Origin of the sequence: Candidatus Nitrosotenuis uzonensis (genome assembly GCF_000723185.1) — an archaeon.
GTDB lineage: Archaea > Thermoproteota > Nitrososphaeria > Nitrososphaerales > Nitrosopumilaceae > Nitrosotenuis > Nitrosotenuis uzonensis.
The window spans coordinates 327194-348371 of sequence record NZ_CBTY010000009.1 but is presented as its reverse complement, the minus strand read 5'-3'; the positions used below and the strand labels follow the sequence as shown (position 1 = coordinate 348371).

Below are 21178 nucleotides of genomic sequence, written 5' to 3'. Positions count from 1 at the left end.
TCGTTTTGATCAAATTAGGTCATATCAAACCATACAAACAACATAAAAATTACTTGGCAAAGTTCATCAACAAGAAAAGCGAGGAAGCCCAAAACAGGGATGGAAGAGTGATCTTTTTCTCAAAGACGCCGCCTGATCCTGGAGAAACAGAAGGCGGTAAAACAGACACACAACAGGAGATAACAGAGTTTTCCAAGCTTGTAAAAAATCAGGAAGAGAAGATATTTGAGGGAAAAAAGAAGGACCGTATTGCTACCGTTACTGATCTTATAGAGGAAGAAAAAAAGGCAATTGCCAACATACAGGTGCTGATAAAAAAGCAGTCGCAGAGCCTTGAGCGCGCAAGAAAACTGTTCAGAGAAAAACAGTCTATGCTTGATGCAGAGCTTAACCGCAAGTCAAGCATGTTCACAAATGACAAATTCAGTATCATGGGACATCTTTCATCTAAAATGGCGCACGACATACGAAATCCGCTCAACGTCATCAAGGTACAGGTGGACCTTTTGAAGCTACGATACTCAAAACAGGAGGATACCATGATGCTTGACTCGCTAAACAGGATGGAAAAGGCAGTGTACGGAATAACCAATCAGCTCAACGACGTTCTGAACTTTCTCAGAGAGTCGCCAATACAGTGCGAAAGCGTCAGCTTTTTGAAGATACTGGAAGAATCACTTTCATATATCCAAAAACCGGATAATGTGAGAATAGACATGCCATCAGATGATGTTATGCTGTTTTGCGATGCCAACAAAATGCAGCGTGTGTTTGTAAATATGATCCAAAACTCTATACAGGCAATGGAAAACGGAGGCACGATCACATTCAGCATTATAGATGGCCAGAACGAGACGAAAATAGAGATAAGCGACACAGGAAAGGGCATAAATGAAGAGCTTTTGCCAAAAATATTCGAGCCACTGTTTACCACAAAAAATGACGGAACGGGGCTGGGCCTGCCAATATGCAAGAAGATAATTGAGGATCACGGAGGCTCGATTTCCGTTAGGGATGGGCCTACGACCTTTACCATAACGCTTCCAAAATCCGAGCCGAGCTAGCGCACAAGTGCGCTCATACCTTATCTAAAAGATTAAAATCTGACTTGATGGAGCCTAGTGTAATGGCAGATGAGAGCACCAAGATGGAGACAGCAAAGCAGGAGCAAAAAATCGAATACCAAGTACCTCCATACAATCCCACACACGTGCTGAGCCCAGAATACGAGGGAACATCAAACTATGAGGTCGGAATAGCGCAGTTAAGAAGGGAAAAACTAGAGCGGCTGGAAAGGCTCAAGGCGGACCCGGAAGCAAGCCAAGCCCAAATTCGTCAGGCAGAAGAAGATCTAAAGACACTTGAATACCTTTATGAGAATTATCACATCGGCATGAATGTCTTTAGGACTGCAAAAGGCGGCAGGGACAAGCTAAGGGAATAGAGATGCGATCTGGCTGGAACGTTAACCTGAAATCTTAAATTAATATAGCCTCTGGCATTTCCATAAATGCGGGCTGTATGCATTCAGATAAAATTGAAAAATTTTTAGAAAAACAAAAGACTGCGTTGGCTGCAGGAGGACAGGACAGAATCATAGCCCAACACGAAAAGGGGAAGCTGACAGCAAGGGAGAGAATATCATTATTGCTGGACGAGGGAAGCTTTACTGAGATTGACGCACTTGTGACTCACCACTATTACGAGTATGACATGCAGAAAAAGAAATTCTTCACGGACGGTGTGGTTACAGGCTATGGTACGGTTGCTGGTAGGCAGGTCTTTGTATTCGCATATGATTTTACCGTGCTTGGAGGAACGCTCAGCCAGATGGGGGCAAAAAAGATAACAAAGCTGATGGATCATGCAGTGCGCACAGGCTGTCCAATAATAGGAATAATAGACTCGGGAGGAGCCAGAATCCAGGAGGGCATACTAAGTCTTGACGGATTTGCCGACATTTTCTACCATAACGAGCTTGCATCAGGAGTTGTACCGCAGATCACTGCAAGCATCGGCCCTTCCGCAGGTGGTGCAGTGTACTCTCCTGCTATGACTGACTTTGTAATAATGGTGGAAAAGGCAGGAACCATGTATGTTACAGGACCGGAAGTAGTAAAGACTGTTCTTGGGGAGGAGGTCTCATTTGAAGACCTTGGAGGAGCCATGACACACGGAACAAAAAGCGGTGTTGCTCACTTTGTCGCAAAAAATGAATATGATTGCTTTGATAAAATAAAGACGCTTCTTTCCTACATACCATCAAACAATGCGCAGGAACCTCTTGTTGTGCAGACTGATGATGATCCGAACAGGATGGACCACAACCTTATCAACAAAATACCGGAGAACTCCCTACAACCCTATGATATGAAAGAAATCATCATCTCTGTAGTTGACAACCGCACGTTCTTTGAGGTGCATGAACTGTTTGCGCAAAATGTCATAGTGGGATTTGCAAGGCTGAACGGAAAGACAGTTGGAATAGTGGCAAACCAGCCGCTATACCTTGCAGGGGCACTTGACATAGACTCTTCTAACAAGGCATCAAGGTTTATTCGATTCTGTGATGCGTTCAACATTCCAATAATCACTTTTGTCGACACGCCCGGATACATGCCAGGAACCAACCAGGAGCACAACGGGATAATAAGGCACGGCAGCAAGCTGCTGTACGCGTACTGCGAGGCAACAGTGCCCAAGATCACACTCGTAGTAGGCAAGGCGTACGGAGGTGCCTACATAGCAATGGGAAGCAAGAACCTTCGAACCGACATCAACTATGCATGGCCTACGGCCCAGATAGCTGTGCTCGGTTCAGAAGCAGCAGTCAAGATCATGAACAAAAAAGATCTTGATGCAGCAAAGAACCCAGAGGAGCTAAAAAAGCAGCTTACAGCAGAGTTCAACGAAAAGTTTGCCAACCCGTATGTTGCAGCCTCTAACGGCTCGGTGGACGCGGTAATTGATCCTGCTCAGACAAGACCGATGCTCATAAAGGCACTTGAGATGCTTGCAAACAAACGCGACAAACAACTTCCTCGAAAACACGGAAACATCAACCTGTGAGCGATATGATAAAAAAAGTTCTAATTTCCAACAGGGGAGAAATCGCGCTCCGAGTGATACGCACATGCAAGGCGCTTGGAATAAAGACGGTCGCAGTATACTCTGATGAGGACTATAACTCACTTCACGTCAAAAAGGCAGACGAGGCATACCATATAGGAAAGGCTGCACCAAAGGAAAGCTATCTGAATCAGGAAAAAATAATGCAGGCAATCTTGGCATCAGGAGCTGACGCTGTGCACCCTGGATACGGGTTCCTCTCTGAGAACTCTGACTTTGCAAAATTGTGCGAGGACAACAAGATCAATTTTATCGGCCCGTCTTCTGAGTCGATGGATCTTTGCGGTGACAAGATGAGATGCAAGGCCGCAATGCTGAAGGCAAAAGTGCCGACCGTCCCTGGAAGCCCTGACCTTGTAAAGGATGTGGAAGAGGCACTTGATATTGCAAACCAAATCAAGTATCCCGTTCTTCTCAAGTCAGTGTACGGCGGAGGGGGCAGGGGTATCAGACTTGTAAACAACGACAAGGAGCTACGTGAGGCTTACGATACGGTGACTGGAGAATCTATTGCGGCGTTCGGCAAATCTGCAATACTTGTAGAAAAATTCCTAGAGAAGACTCGTCACATCGAGTACCAGATGGCAAGGGACAAGCACGGCAACACTGTCCACCTGTTTGAAAGAGAGTGCTCAATTCAGCGACGCAACCAGAAGCTAATCGAGCAGACGCCTTCCCCGGTGGTAGACCAAAAGACAAGAGACATGGTAGGTGAGCTTGTGGTAAACGCTGCAAAGGCAGTAGACTATACCAACCTTGGAACAGCCGAATTTCTCAGGGCCGATAACGGCGAGTTTTACTTTATCGAGATAAACGCAAGACTGCAAGTTGAGCACCCAATCACGGAACTAGTATCGGGGCTTGACCTGGTAAAACTGCAGATTGACATTGCCAACGGTGAACCACTGCCGTTCAAACAAAAGGATCTTAGGATGAATGGGTACGCAATAGAATGCAGAATAAATGCAGAGGATACGTTCCTTGACTTTGCCCCTTCTACTGGACCTGTGCCTGATGTCACAATACCTTCAGGGCCTGGTGTCAGATGTGATACATACTTGTACCCTGGATGCACCGTATCGCCATTCTATGACTCGCTGATGGCAAAGCTCTGTACTTGGGGACAGACATTTGATGAGTCAAGGCTTAGAATGCTTAACGCACTAAATGACTTTTACATACAGGGTGTGGAGACATCAATTCCTCTCTACAAGACAATACTAAAGTCAGAAGAGTACAAAAGAGGAGATCTTTCAACTGACTTTCTGAAAAGATACAACATGATAGAGAGGCTGGCGCAGGATCTCAAGGAAGAAAAACTTGCAAACAAGGACACCGCGCTTGCTGCAGCAATAATACACTCCGAGTATCTCAAAGGACGAGTAAAGAACAGTGCTGACACCGACCGCTCATGGAAAAACATGCTGGGATAAACATGGAATACAAAATCGAGGACGTCACAGGAACATTCAACGGCCAGATTACCAAAAATCTCGGCAACAACGAGTATTTGATAAAGATAGGATCCGATGAGCACAATCTGAGGATTCTTGCCATGGACTCTAAGGGAATCGAGTTCATACTTGATCAGAAATATCACAAAGTCAAGTATCTTGAGAATACTACATCTCAGATGAACATGGTGGTGGACGGAGTGCCTATGAAGATTGGCATGAACTCGCAGTTTGATTCTATAGTATACAAGAATTCCGGCGGCGGGGACAGTGCCAACTCGCAGACAAACCTGCACAGCCAGATCCCTGGAAAGGTGGTCTCCATCAATGTAGGAGAAGGAGACTCTGTCAAGAAAGGCGACGTAGTATGCGTGCTAGAGTCGATGAAGATGCAGGTATCAATCAAGGCGCACAAAGACGGCAACGTAAGAAAGATCAAAGTCAAGACCGGCGGCTCTGTCGCAAAGAACGACGTGCTTGCAGAAATAGAATAAAAAATTTAATTGGATTTTTTTAGAAAGTCGATTATTTCCTGGTAGTTGGGTTCCACAAGGGGATTGTCTGAGACCCACTTGTATCTGACTATCCCGTTCTCGTCCAGTATGAACACCGAACGCTTGGCTGCATCATATCCTTTGACGTGCAAAAGATCCGGCATCAGTATGTCATAGTCGCGTATGGTCTTGGACTTGTAGTCGCCAAGAATGGGATATTTGATGTTGAACTTTTCAGCGAACGCCTTGTTTGCAAATGGCCCATCGTTGGAGATGCCGATTACCTGAGCTCCGAGATTTTGTATCTCGCCCCATCGGTCCTGAAACGTGCACATCTCAGTGGTGCACACAGGAGAGCTGGCTGCAACGAAAAACGACAGGACAGTCTTTTTGCCCCTGAACTCGGAGAGCTTTCTGATTTTCAGATCGGTATCGACCAGCTCAAATTCCGGAGCCTTATCGCCTACATTTACTGCCATGCATGAAAAACTCAGCCCGTCATATATCAATCAAACAGATGCGATTTCTGATCGCAAAATTTCATCCAATTTTTTGCATAGCTTTTTATATAAACAAACTGGGTTGGAAGCTGATTTGGTTGGGGAATATGCAGCTGACTATAGTCATGTTCTTCTGATGTTTGGCTTTGCTATAGTGGCAGTTGGACCTGCATTGTTGATATCACGTATGATCTCGCCTCGTAGGAGGAGCAATCCGGTAAAATTCCTGCCAATGGAGGCAGGCCAGGTACCAAAGGGCGAGGGAAGAACCCACTTTATGATGCAGTATTATGCGTACGTTCTGATGTTCGTCATATTTGATGTGATGGCAATATTCCTGTATGCTTGGGGAAGTTCGCTTTTGAATCTGCCCAAGACTGCGACCCTGCCTATTATCGCGTTTTTGGGGATAATGTTTGCTGCCATGGCATTTGCACTATACCAGTCAAAGAGGAGAAACATATGGTAGGTCTTTATACGATTGCATCTGATATGGGAGGTAAGGGTTCGAATTGCTAAAGGATCTTCTGACACCTCAGAATGCCAACGTATTTGTTGGAAAGCTAGGTGACGTCCTTGTCAAAGCAGTTGATGCCCCACTAGGATACGCAATCAACTGGAGCAGACTGTGGTCATTGTGGCCAGTTCACATCGAGACGGCATGCTGTAGCGTAGAGTTCGGCGCAGCGTCAAGTCCAAGATACGATGTGGAAAGATTCGGCATCATCGAGGCGTTCGGGTCCTTGCGACAGTGCGATCTCGTGGTGGTTCAGGGAACCATTACAAGAAAGATGGCGCCAAGACTGCGACTTGTCTACGACCAGATGCCAGAGCCAAAGTACTGCATAGCAATGGGTGCCTGCGCAATCACGGGAGGACTATATTTTGACTCTTACAACGTCCTGCCAGGAATTGACGGCATCATACCAGTGGACGTGTATGTGCCGGGATGCCCCCCTAGACCTGAAACCCTCATACAAGGATGCATGCTATTGCAGGAAAAAATCAAGAGGATGAAGGCTAGGTAGAAATCTTACATGAGCGAACCACAACAAGAAACAAAACCGGTAGCGGCAGAGCAGCCAAAGGAGCTTCCTAAATTTGAAAAGTCGATTGCAGACAAGATAGAGAAAAAATTCGGCGGCAAGGCGGCAATAGAGTTTGTCAAGCCGACAAGAATCAGGGTCAAGGTTGCCAAAGAAGACGTGCTTGACGTAGCCAAATTCATTCGAGACGAACTTCATTTTGATCATGCTGAATCAGTAACGGGGGTGGACTACCCCTCGGACAAGGAAATTGAGGTGGTGTATCATCTTGGCTCGTACACGGATCCAGAGCTTTCAAAGCAGATTCTTGCTCTTGCCACAAGGGCGCCAAGGGAGGAGAACCCAAATCCGGGAAACGACTCGACGCGACTTCCCAGTCTTAGAGATATATTCTACAGCGTAGAGTTCCATGAAAGAGAGTGTTTTGAGATGCTTGGAGTTTACTTTGAAGGTCATCCTGATAACAGAAGACTGCTGCTTCCAGAGGACTGGGCCGACCTTCCACCACTTCGCAAGGACTTTAAGATAAAGGGACGATAAATATGAGCACACAACTTCCGCCTGGACTGCAAATGGAAAAAGTCGACGAGCGAATAATGACGCTCAATGTAGGACCGCAGCATCCTGGATCTGGCCACATGAGGCTGATAGTGAAGATAGATGGCGACTATATTGTATCGTGCGATCCTGACCCGGGCTACGTTCATCGTGGAGAGGAAAAGATGGCAGAGTACAGAAACTACATACAAAACATACCGCACCTTGAGAGGCCTGTAATACACGATTCGTGCAACATATTGTATCCGTACTGTCTTGGGGTAGAGGAGCTTCTTGGAATAGAGGTGCCGGAAAGGGCCAAGTATCTGAGGGTGATTGCATCTGAGCTCAACAGGTGCGTTTACATCCAGTATTGGCTTGCAATTTACGGGATATTTCTTGGCCACTCTACTATGTTCATGTGGCCTGCAGGCGATAGGGAGCTTTTCATCGACGCACTAGAGAAGATGACAGGTGCTAGGGTGACACACGCATACTTTGTGCCAGGAGGAATCAGAAATGATGTACCTGCAAACTTTGAGGACATGCTGCTCAAGCGAGTCAACTATTTTGAAAAGCGCATCAAAGAATACGCCGCAGTATTTTATGATAACCCAATTCTCATATCCAGGACAAGAGATGCTGGCATACTATCAAGAGAGGACGCAATAAGGCTTGGCACTACGGGCTCGACGCTGCGTGCAAGCGGAGTGGACTTTGATCTTAGAAAGAAAGAGCCGTACGATGTGTATGGGGAACTTGATGTTCATTCAAACGTACTAAAGGAAGGCGACGCATACGCGCGATCCAAGATACCTTGGCTTGACATGCTTGAAAGCTGCAACATCATAAGGCAGGCAGTGCAAAAGATGCCCAAGTCCGGCTCTGTAAGAGTGAAGCTAAAGCCAAATCCGAAGGGAGGCAACGATGAGGTCTACAAGAGAGTAGAGTCGGGCCGAGGCTCGCTTGGATGCTATATTGTATCTGATAGCAAGCCAGAACCGTACCGGGTAAAGATGAGCGTCGGTTCGTTCAGGAACATGATCTGTCTTCCATATCTTCTCAAGGGTGAAAAGCTAGGAAACATGCCGGCAGTTTACTGGAGCTTGAACTACTGGCCAGTGGAGGCTGACAGATAAATGTCAACGATAGCACCAAAATTCAGACTAAGCTATTTTATCAAGTCCATTCTGGACAACACGTTCTGGGCAATAACACTGCTCACACTCATAGGCCTTCCTTTTGTCCAGGTTATACTGTTCTACCTTGAGCTGCCGGTAATAGGCGGCAAGCTGCTAGACCCATATCTTGCGCTGACAATACTTGCGGACCCTTCAAGGCAGATACCTCTACTCAAATCGTTCATGCAGACGGAATTTTTCAAAATAGCAGTATTTCCTGGCTTTGGATTTGCGGCGCTTCTTGCAGCAGGAACCATATTCGTAGAAAGAAAGATGCTTGCAAAACTACAGCTAAGAGTGGGGCCGTTCTACTGCGGAAAAATAGAAGGGTTGTTGCAGCTTATGAGCGATGGAATCAAGCTTTTATCCAAAGAAATCATAATTCCTGCCAAGGCGGACAAGCCCATATTCTGGGCAGCGCCGGTGCTTTTTGTGGCAACTGCTGCAGCATTTGTCTCGCTTATTCCTGCTGCAGGGGGTGGCTGGGTGGTGGCAGATCTCGATGTGGGGCTGATTGCAGTCTTTGCAATAATAGGATTCTTTCCTGTCATAACTGTGCTATCGTCATGGTCTGCTAACAGCAAGTTCCCATTCATCGGCGGGATCAGGGCACTACACCAGATGGTCTCATTTGAAATTCCACTTATCCTGTCTGTTCTTGGAGTTGTCATACTTACTGGCACACTCAACCTCACCGAGATTGCAGAAAGCCAGGACACTTACTGGTGGATAATATTCTTGCCTATTGGCGCAATCGTGTTCTTTATAGCAATGCTTGCCGAGCTTGAAAGGATTCCGTTTGATCTTCCGGAGGCAGAAAGCGAGATAGTTGCAGGATGGCTCACCGAGTTTTCAGGAATGATGTATGGACTGGTGCAGCTTGGAACCTATCTGAAGCTGTACGCGTTTGCAGCTCTGTTTGTTGTACTGTTCCTTGGAGGATGGAACGGCCCGAACGTATGGCCGCCGTTCCCGGAGGAGATAATCGAGAAGGGAATAGAGGTGGGTCCTGTCACGGCGCACTTTCCAGGGCTGCCACTGCTTGATCAGCAGATGCTCAATGACGTCCTGTGGTTTGTGATCAAAGTTGTCGGAGTGATATTTTTCATACTGCTGCCAAGAGGTGTGTTTCCAAGAATCAGAATCGACATGCTTTTGCACATCGGATGGTACAAGCTAATTGGCCTTGCGTTTGTTAACATCTTTATAGCTCTCGGCTTGCTGTATGCCGGGGTACTAGGTCCGGAGGGAATATTGTAATGGGGACAGCAACTGGAATCATCAAAGCACTAAACTCTGGAATAAAGCATCTTGCGGTAAAGCGATTCACACTAAGATATCCTGAACAAAAACTAAAGTTCGTAGGAGACGGCTACCAGTTCGATCCTACAACCGGTGTAGGTATAGCAGGGTACAAGGGAAGACACATGCTGTTCCATGACCACTGCACGGGGTGCCAGCTGTGCTCCATTGCCTGCGAGGGAGTGGCAGAGGCAATTGCCATGGTAAAGGTCCAGGAAGAATGGAAGCACAACAAAAAGGGAATCATGCCACAGATAGACTATGGCAAGTGCGTCTTTTGCGGTCTTTGCGTTGATGCGTGCCCATTCTACGCACTATACATGACAAACGATTACGAGTTATCATCATTTTCAAAAGAGGCGCTAATTTACACACCTGCTCAGCTGCAGGTAAAGCCTAATGTCCAGCAGGACGCAGAGCTGATATTTGACGACCCAAGAGGTGCCAAGCATGGCTGACGCTGTATTTCTGGCATTGTCAATTATGACAATAGGCTCTGCCATTGCCGCACTTGAGGTCCGCTCGCTCATTTACGGCTCCATTGCTCTGATGGGAACACTTGGTGGAATTGCCGGATTTTTCCTTCTTTTGGACTCGCCGTTTGTAGCTATGTTCCAGATTGCCGTGTATATTGGCTCAATAGCAGTGCTGATACTTTTCACCGTAATGCTTGTGCGCAGACAGCTGATATTTATCAAGATAGAAGACAAGCGAAGGCGATATGCCGGAATCGGCCTCATGCTTGTAATGATGGTAGGACTAGGTGCCGTCGTATTGGGCTCTGGAATTAAATCAATCCAGACAGATGCTCCGCCGGTAGACTTTAGGGAAATCGGAGGCGACTTTCTGACATACTACTGGCCGGCGCTAGTACTGATGGGATTCATCTTGGCAGCGTCAGTAATAGGCGCACTTACTTTAGCTAGAAGGGAGGATGTAACAAATGAGCAACACACTGCTTGACTTTATGATTGTCTCAATTGCATTGCTTGCAATTGGAATCTACGGGGTATCTGTAAAGAGAAATGCAATACGCATGCTCTTTGCTATCGAGATAATAGTGAACGCAGCCAACCTCAACCTTGTTGCATTCGCAAGGTACTTGCCTGGAAGTGAGGGCCAGACATTTGCGCTGTTCTCAATCGCAATTGCCGCAGCCGAAGTGGGAGTTGGCCTGGCGCTAATAATCGTGGCATACAGAATGTACAAGAACGTTGACATTGCAGAATTCAGGAGTTTGAAGGGCTAGTGGAATACGCATTATTACAGGCAGTTTTCCTGCCTCTTCTACTGGCACCAGTGGCTTACATCATCGGAAGAAGGATGGGTACGAACGCAGCAACTTGGTTCACGTTTGCCATTCTGGCGTACACCACATTCCTGATAATTAATGCTTCACTGCAACCCAGCTACGAAGAGCATTATGTCTGGACGCAGATGTTCGGCGAGTTTGGCTTCAAGCTTGACGGGCTTGCAATACCGTTTGCAATCATAATCTATGTGCTGAGCACGATTCTTGCACTTTATTCCAAGCCATACATGCTCCACAAGTTCAAGGAAATGTATGAGGAACAGGTGCACGGCCACAATGCGGGCTCACACGGAACTCAGACGTCGCTTATCGAGTCTGCCGACCTTACAAAATACATCAACAAGCAGTCTGGAATCTACTTTGCGCTATACCTTGCATTTGCAATGGGAATGCTTGGAACTGTCCTTGCAACCAACCTGATTCAATTTTACATATTCTTTGAGATAATGCTGATTCCGGGTTTCTTCCTTGTGGCATTCTGGGGAGACGGCCCAAGAAGAAGAATCTCGCTAATGTTCTTGTTCTGGACACACGTTGGCGCAGTGGTCCTGCTTTTGGGATTTCTGACAATCGGACTCAGTGTTGGAAGCTTTGACTTTGCAGCGATCCAAGAGTCCAAGATACCAGAGGACGTGGTGATGCTTGCAGCCGTAGCGATAATACTCGGACTAGGCGTCAAGCTTGCAGCATTTATGTTCCACATATGGTTGCCGTACGTCCACGGTGCAGCTCCGACACCAATCAGCGCGCTCTTATCACCTGCCATGATCGGCATAGGCGCATACGGAATCTTTAGACTGATAATCGAGTTTCTGCCAAACGCGTACGCCGACCTTGCAATATGGCTCCACATATGGGGACTATGCACCATGATATACGGCGGGGCTATGGCGCTAATGCAAGATGACGTAAAGCGACTACTTGCATATTCTAGCGTGAGCCAGATGGGCTACATCCTGTTTGGCATAGGCTCTTACTCTGCACTCGGACTTACTGGCGCAGAGTTCATGTATGTTACACACGGCCTCGGCAAAGCTCTTCTCTTCATGACTGCAGGCATACTTATCACGCAGTGCGGCACGCGAAGTCTCTCAAAGCTTGGAGGACTTGCAGGCAAGATGCCCATAACTGCAGTGTGCGCAGTAATAGGCGCGCTCACAATAGCAGGCGTTCCGCCTACTAGCGGATTTATGGGAGAATGGACACTGTTTGCAGGCGCACTTGATACCGCGGTAAAGGCAAACGCTGCAAACGGCGAGATTCTAAGGTATGTCATATTCGGTCTTGGCCTTGTTGCAACCGTACTGACAATGTCTTACATGCTCTGGATGCTAAAGCGAGTATTCTTTGGAAAAATGCCAGAGCACCTCTCTCACGTAAAGGAGGCAAGCTGGTACATGACTGCACCTATGATGGTTCTTGCAGGATTTACCATAGTTGTTGGATTATACCCTGACATCTTTTTTGACAAGATCTTACCATACATGAAAGGAGTGCTTGGTGCATAATGGTAGAATCCAGCATGATGGGATTTGCATTTGAGTTTGGCGGAATTAACGCCTGGCTGGTATGGATACTGCCATTTGTGGCAGCACTGATCATACCTGCGGTGGGCAAGGTGTCCAAGGGTGCCACTGGCGGTGTAGCAGTTGCATTTGCATTGATGAGCGCAATCTCGGCTGCAACCCTTCTCCCCGGTGCCCTAGAGTCACACGAAGTGCATGATCAGGTAAACTGGATATCGTCAATTGGAATAAAGGCAGGAGTTCTTGCTGACCCACTGGCCGTAATAATGGCAAACGTGGTTGGATGGATTGCGTTCCTGATTATGGTCTACAGCACGGGATACATGAAGGGAGACAAGGATATTGTCAGATTCTGGTTCTGGATGACTTTCTTTATCGGCTCAATGCAAATTATCGTATTATCTGACAATCTACTCATGATGTTTTTTGGATGGGAGGGAGTAGGGCTTGCTTCATACGCTCTTATCAGCTTCTGGTACCGCGACAAGGACAAGGACCATGTCGGTGTAAAGGGCCGCACGGTGCTAGGTCTTGCAGATTATTACGCCCCGACCCACGCAGGAATGAAGGCATTCATCATGACAAAGGTAGGAGACATCATGATGCTTGCTGGCATGTTCCTCATATTCGCCTTTGCAGGCACGTTCGGATTCAGGGAACTGATGCACGAGACTACCTGGGCTGCACAGATGCAAGCGCAAGGACTTTTGGTTCCAGCAGCAGTACTATTGTTCGGTGGTGCAATTGGCAAGTCGGCCCAGTTCCCACTAAACGAGTGGCTGCTTGAGGCAATGACAGGGCCTACCGCAGTATCGGCACTCATTCACGCTGCAACCATGGTAAAGGCAGGAGTGTTCCTTGTTGCAAGACTTGGCCCTCTGTTCTTTGCGCTCGGAGCTGCCGGGTTCCTAGTTGAGGACTTTTTCATGGTAATAGCTTGGGTTGGCGCAATCACTGCACTGCTGCTGGCAACGCAGGGAATGGTAAACTCGGAAATAAAAAAGGTACTGGCATACTCGACAGGCTCGCAGATAGGCTACATGATGATGGCGCTCGGAGTTGCAGGGCTGTCGCACCAGTTTGTAGACGGATACACCGCAGGATTTTTCCACTTGATATCTCACGCAATGTTCAAGGCATCGCTCTTCATGGCTGCCGGCTCACTGCTCCATACTGTAGGCTCTAGATTCATGACTGATATGGGGGGACTAAGAAAGCACATGCGCAAAACGTACGCATTCATGTGGGCAGCAGGGCTTGGGCTGATGGGCGCGCCGTTTATCACTACAGGATTTTGGAGCAAGGATGCAATATTTGCGGCAGTCTACGAGTCTGGAAACGTGTGGGCTTTACCTTTGTTCATAATAGCAGTACTCACTGCAATAATCACCGCGTTTTACACTACACGAATGATCGGAATGGTGTTCTTTGGGGACAAGAGCAAGCACATTGAGCACATGGAAAAGGAGGGACACCACATCCACGAGGCACCTATGTCAATGTGGATTCCATATGGAATACTTGCGGCACTCACAATAGGAATAGGAGTGATAGGACTTTCAGCAGAGCATGGCATACACGAGCTGTTCACAGAATACCTTGCACACACGTTCCACATCGAGTCAGAGCATATAGTAAAGACTAACTCTGAGATGCCTGCATTCCTTGAGGGAATCAATCCTGTTGCGCTTATGGCATCACTTGCTGCGTTTGGAATAGGGATCTCGCTTGGGTACGTCTTCTATATAGGCAGGTTTGTCGACCCGGTCAAATTTGTAAACTCTAACCTATTCTTCTATTCACTTCACAAGGTAATGCTAAACAGGTGGTACCTTAACGCGATGGTCTACTGGTGCTTTGTTGTGGCACCACTCTGGATTGCAAGGGGCGTGTGGCGGTACTTTGAGCGAACTGCAATTGACACCGGCATGAATGTGGGATTTGAGAGGGCAGTTGCATGGGGTGCAAAGGTGGTCCAGGGAACGCAGACAGGAGTTGCACAGTCATACCTTTACGTATTTGGAGCAGGAATTCTCTTTGTGATCCTGTTTTTGTTCATATAGGTGATTAGATGATAGAGATTACTTCAACTCCGATAATACTGATAGCGATTCTAGGCACAATAGGAATGATACTGCCTATAATCAGCATCGCAAGAAAGGAAAAGGGTTCTAACTCACTGTATGCTGCAATCGCATTTGGCGCACTGATTGCCGCAATGGGATATGTTGTATATGAGATTGTAACTGAGAAGATCCCATCGGCTACAGTATTCTCAGTGGATGTGCTATCAAATGATGCGTTCAGCAGCCTCTTTGCAATAGCGATGCTGATTGTGGCAATAATGACTACTGTGGGCTCGTTCAACTTTATGAGAAACCAGTCGCATCATGCTGTGTACTATTCGCTAATTTTACTCTCTACAATAGGAATGGTGCTTGTGGCGTATTCAACTGATCTGGTCATGCTCTTTGTGGCATGGGAACTGATGAGTATCCCGACATACGTTCTTGCAGGATTTATGAAAAAGAATCCTAGCTCAAACGAGGCTGCACTCAAGTACTTTTTGTTCGGCGCAGTATCATCTGCGATTATAATTTACGGAATATCGATAGTGTACGGTCTTACGGGCTCTACTAACATCGGCGAGGTCATAACGGGACTTGCCAATGTGGACCCATCACTTATGCCGCTTGCACTTCTTGCAGTTGGAATGTTCATCGCAGGATTTGGATTCAAGATGGGTCTCGTGCCGTTCCACATGTGGCTACCTGATACGTACGAGGGTGCACCACCGACTATTACAGCGCTTCTTGCGGCTGGAACCAAAAAGGCAGGGTTTGCGGCCGCCTTACGTGTTGTGATAATGGGAACTGTGGCACTAAACCTTGACTGGACGCTCGCACTGGGGGTGATTGCAGTGATGACGATGACTGTAGGTAACATAGCTGCGGTGATGCAAAAGAACATCTCCAGAATGCTTGCATATTCTAGCATAGGTCATGCCGGATACATATTGATTGGGCTTGCGGTCTCACCGTTTACGACGCTTGGCCTGCAAGGCTCTTTATTCCACATTCTAAATCACGCAGTCATGAAGGGTGCTGCATTCATAGCGATTGCAGGTATAGTCACCACGCTTGCTGTTACAAATCTTGACAAGCTCAAGGGCCTTGGAAGAAAGATGCCGATCACATCGCTTGGACTTGTGATATCGCTTTTGGCACTTGCCGGAGTTCCGCCTACGGCAGGATTCTGGAGCAAATTGATGCTGTTTGGCTCTGCACTGGAGCCCGGTCTGCCTGCGTGGGCCGGATGGCTTGCAATAGCGGGCGTTCTAAACTCTGCTCTGTCTTTGGCATACTATGGTTGGATTATACGCAAGATGTACTTTGAGGGAGAGACTGAAAAGAGAGTATCGGAGCCAAAGTCGATAATTGCGGTAATGATATTTTCTATAATCTTCCTTGTAGCAATAGGTGTCTATCCGGATCCGATAATCCAGTTTGTGGAAAATGCAACGCCGGTGCTAGGCACGATCACAGTTTCAAAGTAGTAAGCTTTAGCAGATATTCTAGATGCGACTTGGCATCATTATCGGGAATTATCCTAAGGCTTGATGCGGCCTTGTTTGCATAATCTTTTAACATCTTTTCCATATGGTTGAACACATCACGCGGATCCAAGCTGCGCTTGACAAGCAGATTGAAAAGCTTGTCTTCATTCTTCCAGTCAATCAAATCGTCCCTTATCTGGTATGCGATGCCGATGTTCCGGCCGTACTCTGAGAGGGAGATTATCTGGTCTTCGTTTCCGCCTCCAATGATTGCGCCAAGTCTTGCCGCTGTCTCAAAGGCAGTGGCAGTCTTGTACTCTATTACCTTCAGATAGTCATCAAAGGTAAGATCTTGGCTTGTCTCAAGGCGCGTCTCGATGACTTCGCCCTCGCTCATGAGCATTGCAGTGTTTGCCAGATCTCTTGTGATTCTCGGGTTGTTCAGCCTTGATGATATGTTGAGGATTAATCCCAATACGAAATCGCCGGTAAGTATGCTGGTGTTGTACCCGTACTTTATGTGGAATGGGTCTTTGTGCCTCCTTGATGTCTCGTTATCAATTATGTCATCATGTATGACCGATTCTGTGTGCAAAAACTCGACAGCGCAGCCTGCCACAAATGCGCGCTCGTCGACCTTGCCCACACACTCCGCTGCAAGCAAAAGTATCAGTGGGCGGATCCTCTTTCCGCCCTCAATTGCGTACATGAGAGGCTGCATGAACTCTGATTTTGAGTATAGCGTGAGCTCTTCTTCCAGTGCTATGTCTATTTTTGAGATGTATTCTTTGTAAGTTTCAAGGAGCGGGTTGATTTTGAGATTTTTTCGATCCAAAAATACTCGAGGATCCTTTCGTTTGTGAATATTAATAGTTTGTAGGCAGAATCAGTACCATATCACTATAATTCGGAATTGAAAAGGTGCTCCCGCCGGGATTTGGACCCGGGATCTCCGCCTTGAAAGGGCGACATGCTTGACCGGACTACACCACAGGAGCCCGCTTGCAACGCCGTCTTCAGACCTTAAAATCCTTTGGCCATGAAAGATTTTTTTATTGGCATCATTTTGGTATTGGTATGAATTCTCTTTCAAAAAAAATTGATGCTATCATAGAAGAAAAAAGCTTACTCAAACATCCGTTCTATCAGATGTGGAGCGAAGGCAAGCTATCACAGGATTCTCTTGCTGGATACTCTAAAGAATACTTTCAGATGGTAAAGGCAGTTCCCTCCTTTGTCGAGCAGATCTTACAGTTTGCGCCTTCCTCTATGACTGCAGTGATAAGGCAAAACATGGAGGAAGAGGCAGAGCACCTGCAGCCGTGGGTGCGCTTTGCAGTCTCACTTGGAGTTGGTTCAGACGAAGTGGAAAATTATACTGGTCTGGCAAAGACTGGTAGCGCAGTATCGGAACTATCGCAACTGATGGTCTCACTTGAGAGTGGGGCTGCTGCAATGTATGCGTTTGAGAAGGAAATTCCAAACATTTCCCACACAAAGCTTGACGGGCTTGCCAAGTTCTACGGCATAAACTCGGATGAGGCAACCGAGTATTTCAGACTGCACATGGAAGCTGACATAAGACACGCTGCAACGTGGGCAAACATATTGGACAAAATTCCAGAGGAGCGACACGCGGAGCTTTTAAAAGTTGCAACAAAGTCGATGGATGCACAGAACCATCTGCTTGATAGCTGTTATGAAAACTACTGCCAAGCTCTATAACATTTATACTGAAAAGAAATCTGTTTTTTGGGGCCCATAACTCAGCTTGGTAGAGTAACCGGCTCATAACCGGTGAGCCAAGGGATCGAAGCCCTTTGGGCCCACTCCTACTTATGGATCGAGCCCTGCTTTAGCACGACCTTGCCGTTTGGAAGGGTTCCGACAAGTTCAACATACAAAATTCTGAGCAATTTTATTAACCTAGGAACTTGCTAAAAAAATAGTGGAGGAAACTAGGGAAGGAGATGCCGAAATCTTTGACAATATACAGGTGTTTTCTTCAGACGATGAAAAATTAAAGGCGCTGGGAGAGTTACTGAGCAACAAGTCCAGTAGAGACATTATTAAGTTGTTAATAGACAAGGAAATGTACACAAATGAAATTGCTAATAAGCTTGACATGCGGATAAGTCTAGTAATTCATCATCTAAAAAAACTAAACGAGTTGGGACTGCTGCAAACTACCAACAAGGAAATTATAAAAAAAGGAATCAAACACAGACATTTCCGCGTCAATTCAACACTCTTCTTACTGCTAAATGAAACAAAAGAAAACATTGAGGATAATGGCGTCCTAAAGAGAATCTTCAAAAGAGGAATAAGGTACAGCGTACTAGGTGCGTTTTTTACATTTGCCGTTGTTTATTATCAGTTTTTCAGCATAAGACGGCCAGACGGAACAACGTCAGAAATAACATCGCTAACAATACCGCTGGTCATATTAGTAACTGGCTTTGTACTCCACCACATAGTTCAGGCTATTCTGAATAAAAAGCATTAGCCATTTAGCATACAAACTATCACTACCATCTGTGGATGAAAGCAGTGTTGGATTGGCACATATTAAATAAAAAAAAGAAAGAGAGGGGTATTTCTAGAGGTGCCAGTCTGCGACGTATCCGCCCCACCACCAGACAGGCCATGTGTATGCCAGAACCTCTGGATTGGGCTCACCTGGGGAATGATGCTCGCTGTGATACCAGTCTCCGCCACTCTCGTATATGATTGACTGGTATCGGAATGAATCTGTGGTGCAGCTGTAGAGAGTTCGGGGATCGTGATAGTCTGCACCATAGTTGTATGATGCATAGTACGGCACCAGATAGTACCCACCAGGCAACGCGTTTATTGCAGCAGTCTCAGTTGACCAAGGGCCAGATGTTGTCGTGTCGGGCTGGGGATGGGGGTTTTCTCCAGATCCTCCACAAACGTCCTCGGCGCTAGCAAACTGAACGCCAAGTATTTTGGCAGGACTGTCGCCTCTTGTCTTGCCCTCCTCAATGGACCTGCTATAGTCGCTGAACTTTGCATACTCCTCCTCTGCCAAATACATTCTCTGGTTCGGGTTGTCGTGTATGCGCTGAATCATGTTGTTCTGAGCCTTTAGGAACTCGCTTGCGATCTGTATGGACTCATCGCTTACGCCATTTTTCTTGGCAGATTCGATGTCCATTATTCCTATTTTACTGTCGTCCATCTTAACAAAGGGCTGTAACTCCTTTAGCGCTCTGTCGACTTGCTTGGCAGAATATGCTTCGTTTGCAAATCCAACTGATGCAGCGGGAACTGCAACTGCCACAACAAGCAACGCAAAAAGAGCTGCTTTTAGTTTCTTTGTGATCATTAAGACTAGACATAGAACATTTCTCTAATAAGAAAATCTTCAATCCAAATTGAGCTAATTCTTATATGCGTACTCTGATAATGTCATACCAATTTTGCAGAAATGGAAGACAAAAGAATGTAAAACAAAACCTGATAACAAAATGATAATGATCGTTACAATATGCTTTGCTCAAGACTTGACAAGAATATCTCACTCCCACCCATTAACTATAATAGTTGACAAGCACTTGTTTAGAAAATGAAAACCATGCACAAAATGATTATAGTGGGAATCGCAGCTGTGGTGATTCTTGCATTGCTTGTCAAGATAAAGCCATTCTATGACTCTCCTGCAGACCATATTGAGGAGCTCAAAAAGATACCAGAAGTAGCGGCATTCTATCAGCGGTATGGACATCACAATGTCATTGTATTTCCAGATGGGGTGTACACCTATCAGGTAGGATTTCAGGCAACAAACGAAGAGGGTAACTGGATAATGCTTAGGATCAACTACATATACGGCATGCCCCTTTCTACCATTGCCTTCTGTACTCCAGACGGAATAGAGAGCCAATACAGAATAACAGATGATGTGCTAGTATATTTGAAAGAACAGAATTGTTTTGGAAATAATTGATTGAAATATTTTACATCTTACAAAATTATCTGAAAACGTCTACAATTGTGTCCAAAAACTGTATTTTTACGAACAGGTTTTCTTGTAATACTTAAAAATTTCTTCAATCTGGATTGACTAAATTGTTTTATGATTTCCAGTTATGGAAATGGTAATGACAAAAAATAACAGAAAAATAACTTCAATAACCTTGACATCCATTATTGCTGCTGCGTTGTTAACAACTTTTGCAGTAGTAACTGTAGAACAAATTGAAGCCGTAGAAAATGACAAGCCCAAAAAATACACCGTTAATATCATTTCCAGCGAGGTAACCGATGTATACTATTCTGGTGATACAAAGGTTCAGCGACTAAAAGTGACCATAGAAGCCAATGAACTTCCAACATTTGAAGAATTGGTGGAAGCCAATCAAAACTACTATGATTGGTTAGAGACTAATTTTGGAGATGCCGGTTCTGACAAAGTTGAAGAATTAAAAGCAAAACTCAAGACAACCGTTGAGAACAGACCCAATGTTATGACTGTAAATATGGTCAGAATAGGTGAGCACTCTATTCTATTTGGGGATGAATCATATGATTCCCCGATGGGCAATGCATTAGATCCAGTAAATATGGTATTTTATGAGGATGCAACCACATCTCAAACCGATACCGTTATTGACACATATGCAACCAATAATTGGGGCGGTGATAGCGTATCGCCACAACAATACGTCCTAATCAATAACGTGCCCCATGGAGGCACTTTGGATTGGGTGGAAAGTGATCATCAACAATACACGGGAAACATAGTTGGTCAAAGAGAACACATACGTTTGTTTGGCGGTGATTTTGACACACATGGTGTTTATGATGATTGGTCTGTAGGAACTGCTCATCAAGAGACGTGGAACTGGGGATGTTTATGCCATCAAATTGACTCTTGGGAAACTGCAGAGTCTGATCTTACTGATGATTTGGATGGTCAGACTGGTGTAGGTAGTATAGGGACATACAATCAAGGCAATTCAGGTTATTGGCAAGGCGAATACAATGATGGAACAGCTAGTCTTATCGAGCTGACATAAATAACCATCTCTATTTTTTTTGGTAATGCGAATACTAATTGTTTTTTTAATTTATGGTACTTTGGTTGCGATTGCAAATATCTCCATAATTGGACAATC

23 protein-coding genes and 2 tRNA genes are annotated in these 21178 nt (G+C 45.9%); 21 read left to right on the top strand and 4 right to left on the bottom strand.

Annotated elements, in window-relative coordinates:
- Positions 1-53: 53 nt before the first annotated feature.
- The 5 genes from NITUZ_RS07265 to NITUZ_RS07245 all read left to right on the top strand — a co-directional run bounded on the left by NITUZ_RS07265 (position 54) and on the right by NITUZ_RS07245 (position 5077).
- Positions 54-1064, top strand: coding sequence for a sensor histidine kinase (locus NITUZ_RS07265; RefSeq protein ID WP_052370127.1), 1011 nt, complete (start codon positions 54-56; stop codon positions 1062-1064).
- Between the two features lie 62 nt (positions 1065-1126).
- Positions 1127-1444, top strand: coding sequence for a hypothetical protein (locus tag NITUZ_RS07260; RefSeq protein WP_155991479.1), 318 nt, complete (start codon positions 1127-1129; stop codon positions 1442-1444).
- 77 nt (positions 1445-1521) lie between these two features.
- A complete protein-coding gene (locus NITUZ_RS07255; protein ID WP_048196621.1) occupies positions 1522-3069 on the top strand; it encodes an acyl-CoA carboxylase subunit beta in 1548 nt (515 codons plus the stop codon).
- Positions 3070-3074: 5 nt separating this feature from the next.
- The gene (locus tag NITUZ_RS07250; RefSeq protein WP_048197030.1) at positions 3075-4562 is read left to right on the top strand and encodes an acetyl-CoA carboxylase biotin carboxylase subunit; all 1488 of its coding nucleotides are present in this window, start codon (positions 3075-3077) and stop codon (positions 4560-4562) included.
- A gap of 2 nt (positions 4563-4564) precedes the next feature.
- Positions 4565-5077, top strand: a complete 513-nt coding sequence (locus NITUZ_RS07245) for an acyl-CoA carboxylase biotin carboxyl carrier protein subunit (RefSeq protein WP_048197024.1) — start codon at positions 4565-4567, stop codon at positions 5075-5077.
- Between the two features lie 5 nt (positions 5078-5082).
- Here the strand turns inward: NITUZ_RS07245 and NITUZ_RS07240 are convergent, their stop codons facing one another.
- Positions 5083-5556 (bottom strand): redoxin domain-containing protein, encoded by a 474-nt coding sequence (locus NITUZ_RS07240; RefSeq protein ID WP_048197022.1) that lies wholly within the window; start codon positions 5554-5556, stop codon positions 5083-5085.
- A gap of 157 nt (positions 5557-5713) precedes the next feature.
- Here NITUZ_RS07240 and NITUZ_RS07235 point away from each other — a divergent pair, with 157 nt between their 5' ends.
- From NITUZ_RS07235 to NITUZ_RS07185, 11 genes are read left to right on the top strand one after another with little or no spacing between them, the layout of a single operon-like run.
- Positions 5714-6046 carry an NADH-quinone oxidoreductase subunit A gene (locus NITUZ_RS07235; protein ID WP_048197020.1) on the top strand — a complete coding sequence of 111 codons (333 nt, stop codon included), beginning with the start codon at positions 5714-5716 and terminating at the stop codon, positions 6044-6046.
- Between the two features lie 43 nt (positions 6047-6089).
- On the top strand, positions 6090-6605 hold the full coding sequence (locus NITUZ_RS07230; protein WP_048196620.1) for an NADH-quinone oxidoreductase subunit B: 516 nt from the start codon (positions 6090-6092) through the stop codon (positions 6603-6605).
- Positions 6606-6614: 9 nt separating this feature from the next.
- The gene (locus NITUZ_RS07225) at positions 6615-7163 is read left to right on the top strand and encodes an NADH-quinone oxidoreductase subunit C (protein ID WP_048196618.1); all 549 of its coding nucleotides are present in this window, start codon (positions 6615-6617) and stop codon (positions 7161-7163) included.
- Positions 7164-7165: 2 nt separating this feature from the next.
- Positions 7166-8299: an NADH-quinone oxidoreductase subunit D gene (locus NITUZ_RS07220; protein WP_048196617.1), complete on the top strand. Its 1134-nt coding sequence runs from the start codon at positions 7166-7168 to the stop codon at positions 8297-8299.
- Positions 8300-9601, top strand: a complete 1302-nt coding sequence (nuoH, locus tag NITUZ_RS07215; RefSeq protein ID WP_048196616.1) for an NADH-quinone oxidoreductase subunit NuoH — start codon at positions 8300-8302, stop codon at positions 9599-9601.
- Complete coding sequence (locus NITUZ_RS07210; protein WP_048196615.1) at positions 9601-10101, top strand: NADH-quinone oxidoreductase subunit I; 501 nt, start codon at positions 9601-9603, stop codon at positions 10099-10101. The genes nuoH and NITUZ_RS07210 overlap by 1 nt, the downstream gene beginning before the upstream one ends.
- Positions 10094-10606 (top strand): NADH-quinone oxidoreductase subunit J family protein, encoded by a 513-nt coding sequence (locus NITUZ_RS07205; RefSeq protein ID WP_048196614.1) that lies wholly within the window; start codon positions 10094-10096, stop codon positions 10604-10606. Before NITUZ_RS07210 ends, NITUZ_RS07205 begins: the two co-directional genes overlap by 8 nt.
- Positions 10587-10892, top strand: coding sequence for an NADH-quinone oxidoreductase subunit NuoK (gene nuoK / locus NITUZ_RS07200; protein WP_048196613.1), 306 nt, complete (start codon positions 10587-10589; stop codon positions 10890-10892). Before NITUZ_RS07205 ends, nuoK begins: the two co-directional genes overlap by 20 nt.
- Positions 10892-12463 (top strand): complex I subunit 4 family protein, encoded by a 1572-nt coding sequence (locus tag NITUZ_RS07195; protein WP_048196612.1) that lies wholly within the window; start codon positions 10892-10894, stop codon positions 12461-12463. Before nuoK ends, NITUZ_RS07195 begins: the two co-directional genes overlap by 1 nt.
- On the top strand, positions 12463-14544 hold the full coding sequence (locus NITUZ_RS07190; protein WP_048196611.1) for an NADH-quinone oxidoreductase subunit 5 family protein: 2082 nt from the start codon (positions 12463-12465) through the stop codon (positions 14542-14544). The genes NITUZ_RS07195 and NITUZ_RS07190 overlap by 1 nt, the downstream gene beginning before the upstream one ends.
- 8 nt (positions 14545-14552) lie before the next feature.
- Positions 14553-16037, top strand: a complete 1485-nt coding sequence (locus NITUZ_RS07185) for an NADH-quinone oxidoreductase subunit N (protein ID WP_048196610.1) — start codon at positions 14553-14555, stop codon at positions 16035-16037.
- On the opposite strand, the gene NITUZ_RS07180 is transcribed toward NITUZ_RS07185, so the two are convergent.
- Positions 16021-16872, bottom strand: a complete 852-nt coding sequence (locus NITUZ_RS07180) for a polyprenyl synthetase family protein (protein ID WP_048196609.1) — start codon at positions 16870-16872, stop codon at positions 16021-16023. The two genes, NITUZ_RS07185 and NITUZ_RS07180, sit on opposite strands and share 17 nt — an antisense overlap.
- An 87-nt stretch (positions 16873-16959) precedes the next feature.
- A tRNA-Glu gene (locus tag NITUZ_RS07175) sits at positions 16960-17035 on the bottom strand.
- Positions 17036-17114: 79 nt separating this feature from the next.
- Here NITUZ_RS07175 and NITUZ_RS07170 point away from each other — a divergent pair.
- The 3 genes from NITUZ_RS07170 (at position 17115) to NITUZ_RS09730 (ending at position 18543) form a co-directional block, all read left to right on the top strand.
- On the top strand, positions 17115-17762 hold the full coding sequence (locus tag NITUZ_RS07170) for an iron-containing redox enzyme family protein (RefSeq protein ID WP_048196608.1): 648 nt from the start codon (positions 17115-17117) through the stop codon (positions 17760-17762).
- Between the two features lie 30 nt (positions 17763-17792).
- A tRNA-Ile gene (locus NITUZ_RS07165) sits at positions 17793-17866 on the top strand.
- Between the two features lie 119 nt (positions 17867-17985).
- A complete protein-coding gene (locus NITUZ_RS09730) occupies positions 17986-18543 on the top strand; it encodes an ArsR/SmtB family transcription factor (RefSeq protein WP_052370125.1) in 558 nt (185 codons plus the stop codon).
- A 93-nt stretch (positions 18544-18636) separates the two neighbouring features.
- Here NITUZ_RS09730 and NITUZ_RS07155 read toward each other — a convergent pair whose 3' ends face one another.
- A complete protein-coding gene (locus NITUZ_RS07155) occupies positions 18637-19386 on the bottom strand; it encodes a hypothetical protein (RefSeq protein WP_048196607.1) in 750 nt (249 codons plus the stop codon).
- Between the two features lie 240 nt (positions 19387-19626).
- Here NITUZ_RS07155 and NITUZ_RS07150 point away from each other — a divergent pair, with 240 nt between their 5' ends.
- Both NITUZ_RS07150 and NITUZ_RS07145 read left to right on the top strand, forming a co-directional pair.
- Positions 19627-20007, top strand: a complete 381-nt coding sequence (locus NITUZ_RS07150) for a hypothetical protein (RefSeq protein WP_048196606.1) — start codon at positions 19627-19629, stop codon at positions 20005-20007.
- 154 nt (positions 20008-20161) lie between these two features.
- Positions 20162-21079, top strand: a complete 918-nt coding sequence (locus NITUZ_RS07145) for a hypothetical protein (RefSeq protein WP_155991473.1) — start codon at positions 20162-20164, stop codon at positions 21077-21079.
- The last annotated feature ends 99 nt before the right edge of the window (positions 21080-21178 follow it).